Annotated in this window: 18 protein-coding genes and 1 tRNA gene; 3 read left to right on the top strand and 16 right to left on the bottom strand. The window is 59.8% G+C overall.

From position 1 onward, the window contains the following. Positions 1-16: 16 nt before the first annotated feature. The 9 genes from flhF to AKL28_RS02360 all read right to left on the bottom strand — a co-directional run bounded on the left by flhF (position 17) and on the right by AKL28_RS02360 (position 10,726). The gene (flhF, locus tag AKL28_RS02400) at positions 17-1,465 is read right to left on the bottom strand and encodes a flagellar biosynthesis protein FlhF (RefSeq protein ID WP_050466455.1); all 1,449 of its coding nucleotides are present in this window, start codon (positions 1,463-1,465) and stop codon (positions 17-19) included. Further along, a complete protein-coding gene (gene flhA, locus AKL28_RS02395; RefSeq protein ID WP_050466454.1) occupies positions 1,462-3,558 on the bottom strand; it encodes a flagellar biosynthesis protein FlhA in 2,097 nt (698 codons plus the stop codon). Before flhA ends, flhF begins: the two co-directional genes overlap by 4 nt. Positions 3,559-3,560: 2 nt before the next feature. Then, positions 3,561-4,733: a flagellar biosynthesis protein FlhB gene (gene flhB, locus AKL28_RS02390; RefSeq protein ID WP_050466453.1), complete on the bottom strand. Its 1,173-nt coding sequence runs from the start codon at positions 4,731-4,733 to the stop codon at positions 3,561-3,563. A 329-nt stretch (positions 4,734-5,062) separates the two neighbouring features. Further along, positions 5,063-5,698: a protein phosphatase CheZ gene (cheZ, locus tag AKL28_RS02385; RefSeq protein ID WP_269432162.1), complete on the bottom strand. Its 636-nt coding sequence runs from the start codon at positions 5,696-5,698 to the stop codon at positions 5,063-5,065. Between the two features lies 1 nt (position 5,699). Continuing rightward, positions 5,700-6,095 carry a chemotaxis response regulator CheY gene (cheY, locus tag AKL28_RS02380; protein ID WP_050466451.1) on the bottom strand — a complete coding sequence of 132 codons (396 nt, stop codon included), beginning with the start codon at positions 6,093-6,095 and terminating at the stop codon, positions 5,700-5,702. Positions 6,096-6,276: 181 nt separating this feature from the next. Further along, on the bottom strand, positions 6,277-7,353 hold the full coding sequence (locus tag AKL28_RS02375) for a protein-glutamate methylesterase/protein-glutamine glutaminase (protein WP_050466450.1): 1,077 nt from the start codon (positions 7,351-7,353) through the stop codon (positions 6,277-6,279). Positions 7,354-7,422: 69 nt separating this feature from the next. Beyond that, positions 7,423-8,028: a chemoreceptor glutamine deamidase CheD gene (gene cheD / locus AKL28_RS02370; RefSeq protein ID WP_050466449.1), complete on the bottom strand. Its 606-nt coding sequence runs from the start codon at positions 8,026-8,028 to the stop codon at positions 7,423-7,425. After that, the gene (locus AKL28_RS02365) at positions 8,025-8,894 is read right to left on the bottom strand and encodes a CheR family methyltransferase (protein ID WP_082221332.1); all 870 of its coding nucleotides are present in this window, start codon (positions 8,892-8,894) and stop codon (positions 8,025-8,027) included. Before AKL28_RS02365 ends, cheD begins: the two co-directional genes overlap by 4 nt. Positions 8,895-9,088: 194 nt before the next feature. Beyond that, entirely contained in the window at positions 9,089-10,726 is a 1,638-nt protein-coding gene (locus AKL28_RS02360) for a methyl-accepting chemotaxis protein (RefSeq protein ID WP_414735679.1), read from the bottom strand. 308 nt (positions 10,727-11,034) lie between these two features. Here AKL28_RS02360 and AKL28_RS02355 point away from each other — a divergent pair, with 308 nt between their 5' ends. Together AKL28_RS02355 and dmeF are read left to right on the top strand one after the other, a co-directional pair. Then, positions 11,035-11,310 carry a metal/formaldehyde-sensitive transcriptional repressor gene (locus AKL28_RS02355; protein WP_050466447.1) on the top strand — a complete coding sequence of 92 codons (276 nt, stop codon included), beginning with the start codon at positions 11,035-11,037 and terminating at the stop codon, positions 11,308-11,310. Positions 11,311-11,318: 8 nt separating this feature from the next. Then, on the top strand, positions 11,319-12,269 hold the full coding sequence (dmeF, locus tag AKL28_RS02350) for a CDF family Co(II)/Ni(II) efflux transporter DmeF (RefSeq protein ID WP_050466446.1): 951 nt from the start codon (positions 11,319-11,321) through the stop codon (positions 12,267-12,269). A gap of 88 nt (positions 12,270-12,357) precedes the next feature. On the opposite strand, the gene AKL28_RS23805 is transcribed toward dmeF, so the two are convergent. The 6 genes from AKL28_RS23805 to AKL28_RS02330 all read right to left on the bottom strand — a co-directional run bounded on the left by AKL28_RS23805 (position 12,358) and on the right by AKL28_RS02330 (position 14,921). Then, positions 12,358-12,582 (bottom strand): hypothetical protein, encoded by a 225-nt coding sequence (locus AKL28_RS23805; RefSeq protein ID WP_082221331.1) that lies wholly within the window; start codon positions 12,580-12,582, stop codon positions 12,358-12,360. Positions 12,583-12,991: 409 nt separating this feature from the next. After that, positions 12,992-13,068 (bottom strand) — tRNA-Pro (locus AKL28_RS02345). Positions 13,069-13,168: 100 nt separating this feature from the next. After that, positions 13,169-13,441, bottom strand: a complete 273-nt coding sequence (locus AKL28_RS02340) for a hypothetical protein (RefSeq protein ID WP_050466445.1) — start codon at positions 13,439-13,441, stop codon at positions 13,169-13,171. Beyond that, complete coding sequence (locus AKL28_RS24310; protein ID WP_156226215.1) at positions 13,438-13,653, bottom strand: hypothetical protein; 216 nt, start codon at positions 13,651-13,653, stop codon at positions 13,438-13,440. The genes AKL28_RS02340 and AKL28_RS24310 overlap by 4 nt, the downstream gene beginning before the upstream one ends. After that, positions 13,646-14,443, bottom strand: coding sequence for a hypothetical protein (locus tag AKL28_RS02335; protein ID WP_231602310.1), 798 nt, complete (start codon positions 14,441-14,443; stop codon positions 13,646-13,648). The genes AKL28_RS24310 and AKL28_RS02335 overlap by 8 nt, the downstream gene beginning before the upstream one ends. A 274-nt stretch (positions 14,444-14,717) precedes the next feature. Further along, a complete protein-coding gene (locus tag AKL28_RS02330; protein ID WP_050466444.1) occupies positions 14,718-14,921 on the bottom strand; it encodes a hypothetical protein in 204 nt (67 codons plus the stop codon). Between the two features lie 328 nt (positions 14,922-15,249). Between AKL28_RS02330 and AKL28_RS02325 the strand changes: the two genes are divergently transcribed. Further along, on the top strand, positions 15,250-16,416 hold the full coding sequence (locus AKL28_RS02325) for a glycerate kinase (protein ID WP_050466443.1): 1,167 nt from the start codon (positions 15,250-15,252) through the stop codon (positions 16,414-16,416). A 437-nt stretch (positions 16,417-16,853) separates the two neighbouring features. On the opposite strand, the gene AKL28_RS02320 is transcribed toward AKL28_RS02325, so the two are convergent. Then, positions 16,854-18,272 carry a mannose-1-phosphate guanylyltransferase/mannose-6-phosphate isomerase gene (locus AKL28_RS02320; RefSeq protein ID WP_050466442.1) on the bottom strand — a complete coding sequence of 473 codons (1,419 nt, stop codon included), beginning with the start codon at positions 18,270-18,272 and terminating at the stop codon, positions 16,854-16,856. Positions 18,273-18,282: the final 10 nt, after the last annotated feature.

The following is an 18,282-nucleotide window of genomic DNA, read 5'->3' as shown; positions in this document are numbered from 1 at the left end:
CTGGTCAATGTCGTGACTAGCCAAAGGTCACCTCGCGCAAGCCTTTGTCATTCATGGAAAGTGCTGTCGGTCCAATCACCCCGGGTAACTCGCCCTCCTGGAATTCAAATGGCGCGGTTTCGCGCTTTTGCTTGAAAGCGCGGTCGGCCAGGTAAAGCTTGTTGGCGACATGCAGGTCTTCCGGCACACGCTGGCCATTGGCCACATAGTGCAGGTTGAGCTTGTGGCGGATCACCACGTCAAGCACATTGCCGATGGTTGCCGCTTCGTCCAGCTTGGTGACGATGCAACCTGCAAGGCCCGAACTCGAGTAAGCGTGCACCACTTCATTGAGGGTACCACCGGTGGCGGTGGCGTTCAGGCACAGCAGGCGCTTGATGTCGACGCCGGCGCCGGCCAGCATCGCATCCTGCTCGGCCACCATCTGGTCGCGCTGGCCCACGCCTGCGGTATCGATCAGCACGGTATGCTTGCCCTTGAGTTCTTCCAGCGCGATGCGCAGGTCGGTTTCGTCCTTGACCGAGTGCACCATCACACCCAGGATCTTGCCGTAGATGCGCAGTTGTTCGTAGCCGCCGATACGGTAACCGTCGGTCGTGATCAGCGCCAGTTTGCCCGAACCGTGACGCATCACGCAGCGCGCCGCCAGTTTGGCCGTGGTGGTGGTTTTGCCCACGCCGGTCGGCCCGACCATGGCGAACACGCCGCCGTTTTCCAGCAGCTCGCTTTCATTGGCCAGTGTACTCAGGTTGCGCGCCAGCACCGACTTGACCCAGAACATGATGTCTTGCGACTTGGAGTTGCTGGGCAAGTTTTCCGTAATCAAGCGCGACAGGCTGGCGCTGAAACCGGCCGCGAGCATTTCCTTCATGACCTGGGCCTTCAGCGGCTCGCGCTTTTGCGTACCGCCCCAGGAAATCTCCGCCAGCTGCGTTTCCAGCACACCACGCATGGAGCGGATCTCGCTCATCACTTCCGACAAGATTTCATCGTAATCCTTGCCGTCGAATTCAGGTAGCGAGGAACGCGGAGGCTGATCCTGCCCGCTCTCCTGCGCCGCGCGACTGCTGCGGCTGCGCCAGACGCGTGCATCGGCCTGTTCTGCCTCCTTGGATACGGCCCGGCCCAGCGGCTGCTGATCCAGCAACGGCCCAGATGATTCAGCGCGTGGCGCCCGCGACGGCTGCTGCGCAACCGGAGAAGACAGCAAGGCCGGACGCTTGGGTTGCGGCGCCGGCGGCAAGCTCGTCTGCTGCTGCAGCGACGCTGCCTGGGGGCGCGCGACCGCTTCACGTGCGGCTCCGGGAGCGACCAGCGTGGTCATGTCCTCATTGGCCATCGCCAGGATTTCCACCCCGTCGGGAATGTTGCGATTGGAGAGAATGACGGCGTCCGGACCGAGCGCTTCACGCACTTGGCGCCATGCTTCGCGAGACGAATTGGCGATAAATTTCTTGACGTTCATGCTTGCCCTCCAACTAGGCTGGTAACTTTAATCGTTTTTGAATCTGGTATTTCAGAGTGAGACAGCACCCGCAACTGCGGCATGGCGCGTCGCAGGAAGCGCGACAGCAATGACCGCAACGGCGCAGGAACCAGCAATACCGGCGTCAACCCCATCTGCTCCTGGCGCTGCGCCGCCTGTTCGGTTTGCATGACCAGCGAATCGGCCAAACCAGGCTCGATGCCGCCACTGTCGCCGCCGGCCTGCAAGGCTTGCAGCAACAGGCGTTCGAGCTTGACGTCCAGGGTCATGACGGACAGCTCGCTGTCGCCCGGGAAAATCTGCTGCACGATCGCACGGCCCAGCGCGATACGCACGATCGCGGTGAGCTCGTTGGGCTCCTGGACGCGCGCCGCATGCTCGGCCAGCGTTTCGATGATGGTACGCATGTCGCGGATGTGCACGCCTTCCAGCAGCAGGTTCTGCAACACCTTCTGCAGCGTGCCCAGCGGCAGCATCTTCGGCACCAGGTCTTCGACCAGCTTGGGCGCTTCCTTGGCCAGGTGATCCAGCAGGCTTTGCACTTCCTGGCGCCCCAGCAGCTCGGCCGCATGCGTGGTAATCAAATGGTTCAGGTGGGTCGCCACCACGGTACCGGCATCGACTACGGTATACCCCATCGTGGAAGCCTGTTCGCGCAGGCTGTTGTCGATCCATACCGCCGGCAAGCCAAAAGCCGGATCGGTGGTCATCATACCCGGTAACGGGCCGGTGACCATGCCGGGATTGATGGCCAGATACTGCCCGGCATGCGCCTCGCCCTTGCCCACATCGACGCCCTTGAGGGTAATGCGGTAGGCCGAAGGCTTCAATTCCAGATTGTCGCGGATATGGATAGGCGGCGACAGGAAACCGACCTCCTGCGCGAATTTCTTGCGAATACCCTTGATGCGCTTGAGCAGCTCGCCCCCTTGCACCTTGTCGACCAAGGGAATCAGGCGATAGCCGACCTCCAGGCCAAGCGTATCGACCGGCATGACGTCTTGCCAGGTAGCCTCTTCCATTTCCTGGGCCGGCGCCGTGGTAACCGACTCCGGTTGCATAGCTGCGGTCTTGGCCAGTTCCCTGCGGTTGCCGATGACGTAGGCACTGCCGGCCATGGCGGCGGCGAGCAGAATGAAAGCAAAGTGCGGCATCCCTGGGATCAGGCCCATGCCGCCGATGATGACGGCGGTGATGTAGAGCACCTCGGGCTTGGCAAACAGCTGGTTGATCAGCTGCCCGCCCACGTCCTGGTCGTTGGCCACGCGCGAAACCACCACACCGGCCGCGGTCGAAATGATCAGGGAAGGAATCTGCGCCACGAGGCCATCGCCGATGGCCAGCAAGGTGTAGTTCTTCAACGCGGCATCGAACGCCAGGTCGTGCTGCACCATACCGACCACCAGGCCGCCGACGATGTTGACCACCGTCACGATGATGCCGGCCACGGCATCGCCCCGGACATATTTACTGGCGCCGTCCATCGCGCCGTAGAACTCGGACTCCTGCGCCACTTCCTTGCGGCGGGCGCGGGCTTCCGGTTCGCCGATCAGGCCGGCGTTGAGGTCGGCGTCGATCGCCATCTGCTTGCCGGGCATCGCATCCAGAGTGAAACGCGCCCCCACTTCGGCGATACGGCCGGCGCCCTTGGTCACCACCATGAAGTTGATGATGGTCAGGATGACGAACACGACGATACCAACCGTGTAATTGCCTCCGATCAGGAAGTGGCCGAAGGCTTCGATCACCTTGCCGGCCGCATCCGGGCCGGTATGGCCTTCCGTCAGCACTACACGGGTCGAGGCGACGTTCAGCGACAAACGCAACATCGTGGAGACCAGCAGCACGGCCGGGAAGGCGATAAAGTCCAGCGGCTTGACGGTATACAGCGCTGTCATCAGCACAATGATCGACAGCGAGATGTTGAAACTAAACAGCAAATCCAGCATGAAGGCCGGCAGCGGCAGCACCATCATCGCCAGCATCATGACGATCAGGATCGGCGCGGCCATCGCCCGGGAGCTTTTCACCGGCACCCAGGCCGGCAGTTTCATCGTATTGAGTTTCGCCATAGTTATTGCATCGTTCTACGCTGCGCCGCCCGCGACTTGGTCGCCGTGGCCGGATCGAGTTCCTTGGGCACTTGAAGTTCGGTTGGCTCAGTGGGCCGGTGGCCGCCAAACTGGCCGTAGGTGCGCAGTTGGAAGACATAGGCCAGCACTTCGGCCACGGCGGTATAAAGGGCTTCCGGAATTTCGTCGCCGATTTCGGTGTGGGTGTGCAGTGCACGCGCCAGCGGCGGCGCTTCCAACAGCGGTACTTTGTGCTCGCGCGCCAATTCGCGGATCTTGGCGGCGATGTCGTCGGCGCCCTTGGCCACCACTTTGGGCGCGCCCATCTTGCCTTCGGCGTACTTCAGCGCGACTGCATAGTGGGTCGGGTTGGTCACCACCACATCGGCGGTCGGCACTTCGGCCATCATCCGCCGGCGGGCCATGGCGCGCTGCATCGCGCGGATCTTGCCCTTGATATGTGGATCGCCTTCAGCTTCCTTGTGTTCCTTCTTGACCTCTTCACGCGTCATGCGCAGCTTCTTGCCGTAATTCCAGATCTGGTACGGCACGTCCAGTATGGCGATGAAAATCAGCGACGACACGATGATGACGAAGCTGATCCACAGCAAGTGCGCCGAATGCTGGCTGCTGGTCTTGAGCGACTCGACACCCAGCCCCATCACCGCATCGATCTGGCTCTTGATCGCCAGCCAGGCGACCGTACCAACCAACAAGGTCTTCAGCACCGCCTTGAGCAATTCGGCCAGCGAATTGATGGAAAACATGTTGGTGAAGCCCTTGGCCGGATTGAGCTTGCTGAATTTGGGAATCAGCGACTCGGTATTGAACAGCCACCCCCCGAGAATCAACGGCGAAGCGATCGCGGCCAGGGTCATCAGGAATGCGATCGGGATGATGGCAATGGCGATATCGATGAAGTGCGCGCTGAGCATGTTGAACAGCACGACAGGGTCGTAAGCGGCGGCACGCTCAAAGGTGAACGTGGCGACCATGATGCGATCCAGGCTGGTCACCAGCGGACCACTGAACATCCAGACACAGCAACCGCCGATCAGCAGCACCATGCACGTCGCCATTTCGCGCGAACGCGGCACATCGCCCTGCTCACGAGCACGCTCAATGCGCTTACTCGTGGCGGGTTCGGTCCGCTCCATGTCGCTGTCGTCGGCCATTTGCCGAATCCCCCCTGCATAAACTCCGTTCCCGATTGATAGACGGATTTCGAGAACAATAGCCAGAATTATTGGGGAGCAAGCACGGGGATCATCAGGGGAATAGGGGCAAAAAGGTCCCCCATTTCGGACTAGGCAAAAGCACAAGGCTCTGCCTGTCACAGAACGAGGCGTATCGAAAAGGAAAGAAAAAACGACTGAAATGACAACATTCTGGCCGAAGTAGCCGGATTTCCCTCGGGAATGTCACCTCATTAAATGCGAGCCTCTCGCATTTCCAGCCAGATAAAGCCAGTCATTGCCGTTGCAGCAATGACTGGCGGCACTTCTCAGAAGCCGAGACTTTCCAGCAGATCGTCCACCTGCCCCTGATTGGCAATCACATCCTTGCCGGCCGGATCGATCTGGGGCCCGTTCAAGAGGCCGGTATCTTCCTTCTTCGCATCACCGGGCGAGTAATCCACCAGTAGCTGCACCAATTGCGACTCCAGGTCATGCGCCAATTGGGTGACGCGCTTGATCACCTGCCCCGTCAAATCCTGGAAATCCTGGGCCATCATGATGTCCAGCAATTGCTGCTTGGTGACGCTGCTATCCTCGCCTGCCTGCGCCAGGAATGCCGATGTCTTCGCCCCCAGCGCCCGATAGTCGGTTTCGGAAAAACCCGATACCGCCGCCGCATCCCACTGCGCCTTGAGCTCCGTAGCGCCGTCCTTGATGCGCTCTTGCAGCGGGCTGGCCAGCTCCGTGGCAGTAAGCACGCGTTGCGCCGCCTGCTCGGTCATGCGCGCCACGTACTCAAGGCGATCGCGCGCATCCGGCATGTCGCTGGCGGCTCTTTCCAATAACCTGTCAAAGCCCAGGCCGCGCAGGCTGTCGTGCAGATTGCGCGTCATGTGCCCGATACGGGACAGCACTTCCTCGTTGAGAGCGCCAGTAGTGTCGGCGTTTGCCCCCCCGCTCACGTCAGCCACCCGCGGCCATCTTTTCGAAAATCTTGGCCAGCTTCTCATCCAGCGTCGCTGCGGTGAAAGGCTTGACCACGTACCCATTGGCGCCGGCTTGGGCAGCAGCCACGATGTTTTCCTTCTTGGCTTCAGCCGTGACCATCAACACCGGCAGCTTGGACAGCGACGGGTCCTTGCGGATTTCCTGCAGCATGGTCAGGCCGTCCATGTTGGGCATGTTCCAGTCGGAGACGACGAAGTCGAATTGGTCGCTGCGCAGCTTTTGCAATGCCTGCACGCCGTCTTCCGCCTCGTCCACGTTGGTGTAGCCCAATTCCTTGAGCAGGTTGCGCACGATGCGGCGCATGGTCGAAAAGTCATCGACGACTAAGAACTTGGTATTGGGACCCGACATGCTAAGACTCCATCTAATCAATTGATTTCTTGGTTAACGGCCAGCCCGCATGCGAACTTGAACCGTCCCACTTTCTTATTCCGTACGCACGACATCCCGTCCATGCGTCCCTCTTCATTGCCACGGCATTGTAGTGCAGCGACCACGAAAATGGCAGCGGAATCGGCGCTGCCGCCGTGTTTTACACGCGCAACGCCCGGCTTCCGTGTTCCGCCAGCCATGCCAGCACCCGGCCCGGCATCGCTTGCAGCGACAGCACTTCATGCGCGGCGCCGATTGCGATGGCTTCGCGCGGCATGCCAAACACCACGCAGGATGCCTCATCCTGTGCGAAATTGTAGGCGCCGGCCCCTTTCATCTCCAGCATGCCCTGTGCGCCGTCTTTGCCCATGCCGGTCAAGATCACGCCGACGGCATTCTTGCCGGCGCAAGCCGCAGCCGACTGGAACAGCACATCCACCGATGGCCGGTGGCGGTTGACCGGCGGCCCCTGGTCGAGCTGGGTCATATAGTTGGCGCCGCTGCGCACCAGTTTCAGGTGCGAATGGCCCGGGGCGATGTAGGCATGGCCTGGCAGCACCCGTTCATTGCCCGCAGCTTCGACCACGGAAATTTTGCACAGGTTGTTCAATCGCTGCGCAAACGACCGGGTAAAACCTTCCGGCATGTGCTGGGTAATCAGAATGCCCGGGCAATCCGACGGCATGCGGATCAGGAATTCCTTAATGGCTTCGGTGCCGCCGGTGGAGGCGCCGATGATGATCAGCTTTTCGCTACTGGTCAGCGGATTGCGGATCTGCGGCAGGACATCGCCTGGCACATGCCCCTGCTCCGCCGCACGCGGCGCGCGGGCCTTGACCCGTGCCTTCGAAGCGGCGCGGATCTTGTCGGCGATCATGTCGGCATATTCCTGCATGCCGCTCTGGATCGATATTTTCGGTTTGGTGACGAAATCGATCGCGCCCAGTTCAAGCGCGCGCAAGGTGATTTCCGAGCCGCGTTCGGTCAGCGAAGACACCATCACCACCGGCATGGGGCGCAGGCGCATCAGTTTTTCCAGGAAATCCAGGCCGTCCATGCGCGGCATTTCGACATCCAGCGTCAGTACGTCCGGATTGGTCTGCTTGATCAATTCGCGGGCGATGATCGGGTCGGGCGCCACACCGACCACTTCCATGTCCGGTTGGCTACCGATAATTTCGCGCATTACGCTGCGAATCAGCGCGGAGTCGTCAACGATGAGTACTTTTATTTTCATAACCATGCTTTCCGTATTGCTTGCTACGCCGCGCGGCGCCACGCCTCATTACTGTCCACGCGGCCACACTCAGAACAGGTCGACTTCGCCGCCCACCGGTTTGGTAACCAGTTTGCTTGCATAAGCCTTTTCCCGTACTGCCAGCGTGTCGTTGTGCAGTTGCTTTAATTTCTTGACCAGCACCTTGCCGGTCCGGGGAAAAAAATAAACCTTGCGCGGCCAAATGTCGTTCAGGTCCTCCGCCACGACGCGAATGCTTTCCGCCTTGAGATAGCGCCTGACGAACTCGGCATTGCGCTCACCGACGTTGATGGCGGAAAAACCGCGCAGCACGTTGCCGCCGCCGAACACCTTGGCTTCCAGGTTATCGCGGCGCGCACCGGCCTTGAGCACGTCGTTGATCAGGATTTCCATTGCGTAGGTGCCGTAGCGCGCCGATGCCGATACCGGACTGCCATCGTCGCCGCCGCCGTCCGGCAGCATGAAGTGGTTCATGCCGCCGATACCCGACACCCGGTCGCGGATACAGGCCGAGACGCAGGAGCCCAGGACCGTGACGATCATCATGTCCTTATGCGTAAAGAAATACTCTCCTGGCAGGATCTTTGCCGCATCGCAGTCGAACGTGCGATCGTAGTATAGGTTGGAGGCAAACTGCTCCGGGGCTTGACTCATGTCTTGTTCCTTGCGCCACGCTGCGCCGCATTCAGTTCATAAACCGTCTTGCCTTTGAGTTTGAGTGCATCGGAAACGTACAGGAAGTTTTCCGAATGACCGGCAAACAACAAGGCATGTGGCTTCATCAATGGCACAAATCTCGACAAGATCTTGCTCTGGGTCGGCTTGTCGAAGTAAATCATCACGTTCCGGCAAAAGATGACATCGAACTGGCCGCTGATCGGCCAGCCATCGGCCAGCAGGTTCAATTGCTTGAAGGTGATCAACTTGCGCAACTCCGGCCGCACGCGCACATAGCCCTCATGGTTGCCCTTGCCGCGCAGGAAAAACTTCTTCACCCGCTCCGGCGACAGCTTCTCGATGCGCTCCATCGGATAAACGCCATTGGCGCCGGTAGCCAGCACATTGGTATCGATATCGGTCGCAATGATCTGCACCGGCGGCGTCAGCGTTCCGTAAGCCTCGCACACCGTCATGGCAATGGTATAGGGTTCCTCGCCGGTCGATGCGGCGGAACACCATATGGAAGCCGGCTCTTTTAGCGTCTTGACAAAATCGGCGAGAATCGGGAAATGATGCGATTCCCTGAAAAATGAAGTCAGATTGGTGGTCAGCGCATTGGTAAATGCCTCCCACTCATCGGAATCGTGGGTACGCTCGAGTATGTCGAGGTACTGATTGAACGAGGTGATGCCGGTCGCGCGCAGGCGGCGCGCCAGGCGGCTGTAGACCATCTCCTGCTTGCTGTCGGCCAAGGCAATGCCCGCACGCTGATAAATAAGCCCACGGACACGCTCGAAATCACGACCGGTGAAATCGAACTCTTTCCCGGACTCGCCCTTGCTCGGCACGGTAGGCTTCACTGACTTTCCTTCACTGGCAAATCGCGCCAGCGGCGCGAATGCATACGATCTCTACTCCCCAGCTCCTTGCGGGCGGGGTACCCCCTTGTCGAATAATCTATCAGCCACTGAGCCGGGTCAAGCGAATCAGCCTTGGAAATGAAGTGGATTTACCCCCCTATTGCGCCAAGTCAAGCAGGTTTGCCGCTGCCGGCCTAAACCTTTGCAATACCGATACGGCCGGCTTGCCGCGCCTGGAGCCGCGGTTGCCCACCTGCCCCGGACGGCGCCGGTGCTGCCGCAGGTGCATGGCTGGAACGGTAGCCGACGCGAAAACCACCCCAATGCTTGCCATTGACATAGATCGGCACCGACAGGTCGTGCATCACCTCCCCGGTATCGCGCTTATACGTTTGCAACAGGAAAGGCTTGGTGTTTGCGCCGCAGCGCTTGCCGGTACGGTCGCTGAAGATACGCTTGGTGCGGTTGTTGACCAGGTCGACGTCGTAGTTGCCTGTCAGCGGCTGTGAAAACTTCTTGTTATGCGTCGGAAAATAACCGTTGTTGTCGACCGCGCCGGCATACGCCAGTTGCGGCATCTGCTCAAGGAGCGTTTCCTGGACTTGCGGCAGCACACGGTCGGTGAAACCGTCGAACTGGGTGGAGTGTTTTTGCGGCGAGGTATTCGGGATAGGCTTGTAAGTGCGGTCGAACAGCGCTGCTTCCGAGATGCGGCCGGCAGCGATCGACTCCTCAAACAGTCGCCCGACCCGATGCGCGCCATCCGCCGCCACCGCGCGGATCGCATCGTGCACCGTGTCCGCGCCGCTCTCGGCGATCGCTTCGAACACGATTTCGGCGCGCTCCGACAGCGCCATCGCCGACGCCGCCACGCGTGGCAGTTCGGCATCGGTTTGCAGCATCCCGTTACGGATGGCCGAAATGGATTCGGCGATGTTTTGCGTGGTCTGCACGTGTTCGCGCGAAGCCAGCGCGATCTCCTCGATCTGCTCCTGCGAATGGCTGGCTGAACGCTCGATGCTGTTCAACAGCGTATGCACCTTTTCGACATTCTGCGCCGCTTCCAGCACACGGCCGCTGAGCGCATTCATGCCCGATGCGGCGCGTTCAGCCTCTTCGTTGATGGCGCGCACCATCACGCCGATATCGTCCGTGGCTTCTTTGGTGCGTTGCGCCAACTGGCGCACTTCCCCTGCCACCACGGCAAACCCGCGCCCCTGCTCTCCTGCGCGCGCCGCCTCGATGGCGGCATTGAGCGCCAGCAGATTGGTGCGCGCCGCGATCTCGCTGATGACTTCGGTGATGCCATGGATACGGCGCGATTTTTCCTGCAGTTGTTCCATCATGCCGGAAGCCGCCTGCGCATCGGTGCGCGCCTGGCCGATCTGCTGCAAGCCGCGGTCGACTTCTGCCCGGCCGCTGACGCTTTCCGAACGCACCTCGGAGGCAATGGCCGAAGCGCGTTCGGCATTGGCCGCAATCTGTTCGGTGCTGGCCGCGCTCTGCTCCGCACTGGCCGCGATGTTATTGGCCGCGTCGACGTCCTTGCTGATCTTGCCCTTGATGGAGTCGACGAAGAAGGAAGTTTCAGCCGCACCGATCATGATGTGGTCGATCTCGTTGCCGACCTTGTCGACCAGTTGTGCGGCACCCGGATTGCGCCGGCGCTGCACGAAGGCGAAACACATCAACGCCACCAGTACCGCCAGGCAAGCCTGCCATGGCGCGCCGATCACTTCGCCGGCACGAAACGCGTCCAGCGCGAAAACCAGGCCGCCCCCTGCCAGCCCGCCCACCAGCCAAGGCAACAGCCTTATGCCCCAAGCCCTCATGCGGCCCTCAGAGGCCCCTGCCTTCAACTTTGCCATGCTTGTCTCCCTGCGGATATTCCGCTTATCTGCGCCTGCTTCAAGGCAGGCATTGCTGCGCGCATAAAGAGCCGCATTGTCCGCAATGTAGAGCCGATAACTTACGCATAGCTTATAGAGGCGGGGCTGTTCGTCTATTTTTCCGGATCTTTGCTCCTTGCCAGGCAGAGCCAGTGGCTGTCCGAACTTATCTGAATGACATCAGCAACCGGATCCGAGACAAATGCCAGATACGGCGATATAATCCAAAAAATAGGATAGGGGGGTATGGTATGAGCCACATTACGCAGCACAAAGACCAGTTGCTCAAGCGCGTACGCCGTATCGGCGGCCAGGTACAAGCACTGGACCGAGCACTGGAAGCCGATGCCGATTGCAGCAAGACCCTGCATCTGGCCGCGGCTATCCGAGGCGCGCTCAACGGGCTGATGGATGAACTGATTGAAGCCCATGCACGCGAACACGTCGCCCGCCCTGGCCTGTCCGACCATGAGCGCAGCCAGGGCCTGGATGAAGTTCTGCAAGCAATTCGCCGCTATTCAAAATAGGAACGCATATGCAATCACCCTCCTTCGCGCATGAACATATCTACCTCGGCGCCGACCACGACCGCAATACCAAACGCACATTGTGGGTCGTCCTGCTGACTGCGGTGATGATGGTGGCAGAAATCGTCACCGGCTATCTCACCGGATCGATGGCGCTGCTGGCCGACGGCTTCCACATGGCGACCCATGCCGGCGCGCTGGCGGTCTCGGTGGGCGCTTATGTGTTCGCGCGCCGCCATGCACGCAATACGCGCTTCAGCTTCGGCACCGGCAAGGTCGGCGACCTGGCCGGCTTTGCCTCGGCTCTGGTGCTGGCCGGCGTATCCATCGGCATCGGCGCCGAATCCATCTGGCGGCTTGCCCGGCCAACCACGGTCCAATTCGGCGAAGCCATTGCCATCGCGGCCATCGGCCTGGCTGTCAATATTGCCAGCGCGCTGCTGCTGGCCAACCACGGACACGCACATCATGGCAGCGACCATGACCATCTGCATGACGATGCGCATTCGCACCATCAGCAACATGGCCACGACAGCCAGGATCACCACGACAACAATCTGCGCTCGGCCTACATCCACGTCCTGGCCGATGCGCTGACTTCGGTACTGGCCATCGGCGCCCTGCTGGCCGGCCTTTACCTGGGCTGGACCTGGCTCGACCCGCTGATGGGCCTGGTGGGTGCAGTGGTGATCGCACGCTGGTCTTATTCACTGCTGCAAGAAACCTCCGCCGTACTGCTCGACGTCACCGACGACCGGCTCGCGCACCGGATTCGCCATACGCTTGGCGATGACGAAACCCACATTGACGATTTGCATGTATGGCGTATCGGTCCAACGGCACGCGCGGCCATTGTCAGCGTATCGACTCCGGCACACATCAGCGAAGCCGTCCTGCGCGAAAAGCTGGCCACGATCGCCGAACTGAAACACCTCACGCTGGAACACCGGATTGCCTGAAACCAGCGCCATCACGGACAGGCCATAAAAAAACAGCGGCACTCTGCCGCTGTTTTTTACTTCACCATCAATGGCCACATTTACAGCCTCAACGCCAACCTCGATGCCAGCCGTACTGCGGATGATGCCAGCCCCAACCATAATGAGGATGGTATTCCCAGATATAACCGGGACCCGGCGATACATAAGTGGGTTCAACGTACACCACTCCGGGAGGCGCGACATAAGCCGGCCGCACCGTAGGCGGCGTCACTACGCAGCCACCCAGAACGAGTGTTGCGGCAATAGCCGGAATCAATAAATGGATTTTCATTCTTGCGCTCCTGATTTTGTTTGGCGGATTGCTTTCCGGAGAGTCGAATCCGGACTCCACATGTCATTCGTGGTGATCAGATAACGCCTGAAGCAAGAGCGATGTGGACGTGAAATTGTGTGTTTGTGTAACGCCTGGACATCCGGTGCGGCAAAAAACCATAGACATGATCAATCCCGCCAGATAACGAAAATGATTTTCTGAGAAAGTGATTGTTCACCGGCGAAGAGGGCTCTCCGGCAATTCAGCTTGGGACATCCAAGGCATATCGGCAAGGCAACAACTGAAGCGCATAAGATCAACCTGCACTTCCCTGGCCCACAAAGTAAAACGGCACTGAATATTAGATAAAATCCAATATTCAGTGCCGTCTGCACATACAGCTTTCGCCGCAAGTCTTTGATTCTATTGGTCGGGACGGAGTGATTCGAACACTCGACCCCTTGCACCCCATGCAAGTACGCTACCAGGCTGCGCTACGCCCCGACTGAGCTCGAAATTATAACAGGACATGTGTTTTTTGCTCAACTATTTCTCAAAGCCATCAATGTTCTTTGCATGCGCTCTTGAGAATCCGGAGCAAAACTCAGCCTAAACGCCAGTTGCTGCGCGAACGCGCCTTGGAACGGATGATATGCATCTCCTCATCCTCCGCCTTATAGTCCTGGAGACCTTCTTGCGGCGTGCGGCGGAATACTTCCCTGCCGGCACGCGTCAGGTTGAAGGCGCCGCCGAGATTGGGAATACCCAACCCTTTGGAGATGACACTTTTGACAATCCGTCGCGGGACGATGTGAAATTCGCCTTTGAATACGCTGTACATCCAGCGCAATTCTTCACCAGTCAGTTCCATATTCATTTGAATGTTCCTTTCCATCCGGAAACACCATGAATCCTAGCACGAAATATTTTGATTTCCCGCAAGGAAACGCCATTACCAGCGAAAAGCCTCGCAACTCTTGGCATGGCATAAATAAACCGTTGGAATTTTGCGGGGAATTTGCCGCGAAGCGATGCCAGCCAGGCAATTGAACCGGCCAACGACAATGCCGACGCGGCAATATCAGCCACCGGTGCTGAAGAATTCCTTCAGCAGAAACGCTTGCAATCCTTTCGTATCGCTCAGGCGAGCCGACAACACGACTACCCGCCCCAAGCGCTGCGAATCCCAATTGAAATCGCCGGTATAGTACTTCCGGATCAGCGCAATCATGCTGTCCACCACCGCCAGTTCGACATTGCCGCCAGGCCCGGCATCGACTTCGATCAATTGCTTCTGGCTGCGCCGCTGGTCGCTGGTCCAGCCGCGGAAAGAATACTGGGCCACGCGAGGCCCCTTGCTGATAATCTCAAACACGCCGTTGGTGCCGCGTCCGCGCTGCTCCTGGAACGCGATATTGGCCTTTGCGATTTCATTGGCAGAGGGATTTTCCGCCGCACGCGCAGCCGCATTCTCCTGTGCTGCCGCATCCTCCAGCGCCTGCCGGCGCTCGCGGTTACGGTTGATCATCGAACTGAAATCCATCTCCGGCGATGCTTGCGTCACCGGAGGCACAGTGCCCTCGGGAGCAACCGGCGCCGGCATGGCACGCGCCGTTTCGGTCTTGCGGGGAGCTGGCGTACTGCGTTTGGGCGCGACCTTGGCCTGCTGCTTCTTCGGCGGCGCCGGGGCTTTCTTGGGAGGCGGGGGAGCAGCCGGCGGCTCTGGCCTGGGGGCTGGCGCGGGCGGCTTGATGAAGGTCACTTGCAGCGGCGAATCAGGCTTGCCGGGAGTATCGAATCGCGGCGGCTCGCTCAGCTTGGCCCGCAGCACCATGAACGCAACGGCGTGGATCAGCACGGACAGCACGAGGCCGAGCACGGTTCGGCGCCGCGAGCGGGAAACAGTGTCTGGACGGGTGAACGAACTGAAAAAACTCATACCTTACGGCAGCGGTTCCTGATATTCAGCGGAATGGAGGCAAAAGCGGCAACAGCTTGAACAAGCGCTACAGCGCCCGATGCGCCGTCAGCCATGTGCCAATATTGAGGACGCAACATTTTAACGGTTTTGTGCGCCCCAATGCGCCCCGTTTCCACGCTTTTTTCACCGCTAAAACCGTAAAGGCTGTTATTGCGGCAGTCCCGTCACATCATCAACGGCGTCCATACCCCCGGCCGCCCCATCCGCCGCCGTAACCAAAATAGAAAGATGTAGACGGATAAGAATAGTAAGGATAAGGCGCCGCATACACCGGCTGCGCCGGATAAGCTCCGTAATAAGGATCGTATGGCACCGCCACGCAGCCGTTCAGCAGCAACACTGCGGGCACCGCAAGCAGATAAAGAAAACGCTTCATGGCCGTTGCTCCTCCGGCACGTAAGGCCGGTAATTAATAGAATATGCCGCAGCCACTTGCACGCATCCACTGCCCTTACCTTTTGTTACGCGCCGCTTGCACTACACGGCCCTGAAACCTGTTCACGCTCTTACCCGCGGGAAACCCGTACCGGCATTCTCTAGTGCCTATACCTCCGTTTCAATAATCGAATAAGGCTCTGCTTATATAATTGCCAGGTTGCGGCCGGCTCGCCATCAAGGACGCCCGTTGCGACACGCAACCAGAATAAGCAGAGAGACTCCCGCAATCCAGGCAACCCCACCGGCGCCTTTTTCAAACCATATCCATGACCAACACCAGCACATCGCCACGCCCGCCCATCGTCGTCATCGCCCCCGACTCCTTCAAAGGCTCGCTGACCGCTGAAGAAGTCGCAGCTGCCATCGGCGCGGGCATACAAGCCGCCATTCCCGGTGCGCAGATACGACTGCGGCCAATCGCCGACGGCGGCGAAGGAACGCTGGACGCGCTGATGCATGCCGGCGGCGAACGCCTTGCCATCGCCTGCCGCAACGCGGCGGGACAACTCGCCGACTGTCCGGTCGGCATCCTCAAGGATGGCAGCGCGGTGATCGAATCGGCCGCCATTGTCGGCCTGACCGATGCCGCAGGCATCGCCGTGCCGGTGGAACAACGCAGCACCCTGGGCGTGGGCGACGCCATGCTCAAGCTGCTGGATCGCGGCGCACGCCATTTCCTGGTCGGCCTGGGCGGCAGCAGCACCAATGACGGCGGTGCCGGCCTGCTGTCCGCGCTTGGCATCAAGCTCTACGATGCGGCCGGAGAAGCCGTGCCGCCACTGCCCTCGCAATTGCACAAGGTAACCCGTATCGATGCCTCCGGTATCGATGCGCGCATCAGGGACGCGAAGATTGTCGCCATGTCCGACGTCAACAATCCCTTATGCGGCGACGAAGGCGCCACCGCAGTGTTCGGCCCGCAAAAAGGCGTAACGCCCGAACAAGTCGGCGTGCTGGATCACTCACTGGCCCATTTCGCGGCAGTGCTGGAAAAGGAGCTGGGACGCTCCGCCTGCGGCAAGCCCGGCGCCGGCGCGGCTGGCGGCCTGGGTTACGCATTGCTGATGCTGGGTGCGGAGTTCCGCTCCGGCGCCGAAACGGTAGCCGACCACATCGATCTGGACGAGGCGCTGGCCGGCGCCGACTGGCTCATCACCGGTGAAGGACGCAGCGATGCACAGACCTTGCACGGCAAGGCCCCCTTCATCGCCAGTCAAAGGGCACGCCGCGCCGGCATACCGACCACGCTGCTCTCCGGCGGCATCGACCGCAAATCGCTGGGCGAACTCCAGGCCAGCTTCTCGGGCTGCTTCTCCATCGTATTCGGCCCCGGCACCCTGCAAGATGCGATCGCCGACGCGCCTCATTTGCTGCGCAGCAGCGCGGAACAAATTGCGCGGCTATGGCAAACCGCCGCCGGCGCGAAGCAATAAACGCAAGCGCCAGATCTTTTCCACAGGCGGGAGCTCTTTGCCACCGTCTCAAAGTTGTTCACACAATTCGGGGACATGCCTGTGGAAAAGCTGAGGAAAACTCACCCAAGCCATTGATTGAAAACCGTTTTCCCAAAACGGTTCAAAGGCGTGCAACGCGCCTGTTTTTTAATCTTCCGCCGTAGGAAAGGCATTCCGGCAAACGCATGGCAGCGTTTCATATCCGCCTGTCACCGCCCTCTCCCACTTATCCCCAGAAAATGGGGGCAAGCCTGTGGAAAACTCCGGGAAGAGCGGCTTAAGCCATTGATATAAATAGTTTTTCTGATTCTGTACGCAGTGAATGCATGCCTGCCTGGCTACGCTGCCAACTCACACATCGGCTTGCTGAATCCGGCATCATGCATTCACTGCAACAATCGGCCCAATAACGATTGTTAGACGCGCTTGTAGATATCCTCGAACCGCACGATATCGTCTTCCCCGAGATAACTTCCCGACTGCACCTCAATCAGGTGCAGCGGCAGCTTGCCCGGGTTTTCCAGGCGGTGCGTCACGCCGATGGGCAGGTAGATCGATTCGTTTTCGCTCAACAACTTGACCTCTTCCCCGCGCGTCACCAATGCGGTGCCGCTGACCACGACCCAGTGTTCGGCGCGATGGTGGTGCATCTGCAGCGAGAGCTTTTCACCCGGCTTGACGATAATGCGCTTGACCTGGAAACGCTCGCCCTCGGCGACGCTCTCATAGCTGCCCCACGGGCGGAATACGCGCTTGTGATGGAGGTGCTCGCTGCGCCCCGATGACTTCAGGGAGTCGACGATCTTCTTGACGTCCTGCACCTTGTCCTTATGTGCAACCAGCACGGCGTCGTCGGTTTCGACAATGATCAGGTCTTCGACGCCCAAGGCCGCCACCATGCGGCTCTCTGCGCGCACCAGGGTATTGGAGACATCCTGCAGCAGCACATCGCCACGCGACACGTTGCCATTGCTATCGCTTTCCTGCACGGCCCACAAGGCGCTCCATGAACCGACATCGCTCCAGCCAATATCGGCCAGCACGACCACGGCCTTCCTGGTCTTTTCCATGACCGCGTAATCGATCGATTCGGAAGGCGTGGCTTCGAAGCTGGCCTGGTCCAGCCGGCAGAAATCGAGGTCTTCATAACCCTTGGCGACTGCCTGCTCAACCGGCGCGGCGATGTCCGGCCGATGCGTGTTCAACTCTTCCAGATAATCGGTGGCCTTGAACAGGAACATGCCGCTGTTCCAGGAATAACTCCCCTCTTCAAGGAATGCCTTGGCGGTGGCGAGATCCGGCTTCTCGACGAACTTGTCCACCACAAAGGCATCGCCGACGCCGGCGACCTGCTTGCCGCGGCGAATATAGCCGTAACCGGTCTCAGGCGTGGAAGGCAAGATGCCGAAAGTCGCCAGGGCGCCGCCGGCGACTGCTTCCGATGCGCGCGACACGGCATCCCTGAAGGCCTCGACATCATTGATCACGTGATCGGCCGGCAGCACCAGCATGACCGCATCCGGGTCGCGCTTGGCCAACAGATGGGCGGCGGCGGCCACAGCCGGAGCCGTGTTCTTCCCCACCGGTTCGAGCATGATTCCCAGCGGCTTGACGCCGATCTCGCGCATCTGCTCGGCCACCATGAAGCGGTGATCGTTGCCGCACACAAACAAGGGCGGCATGACCTGCGGCCAGTTGTTCACTCGGGTCACGGTATCTTGCAGCATGGTACGTTGCCCCACTACCGAGATCAGTTGCTTGGGCAGCGCAGCGCGCGACAAAGGCCACAAACGGGTGCCGGAACCGCCGGAAAGGATGACGGGATAAATTTTCATAGCTTCCTCA

Source organism: Herbaspirillum chlorophenolicum, assembly GCF_001189955.1.
GTDB classification, from domain to species: Bacteria; Pseudomonadota; Gammaproteobacteria; order Burkholderiales; family Burkholderiaceae_D; genus Herbaspirillum; species Herbaspirillum chlorophenolicum.
The sequence above is the reverse complement of the archived record's forward strand: the minus strand, read 5'-3'. Positions and strand labels throughout refer to the sequence as shown.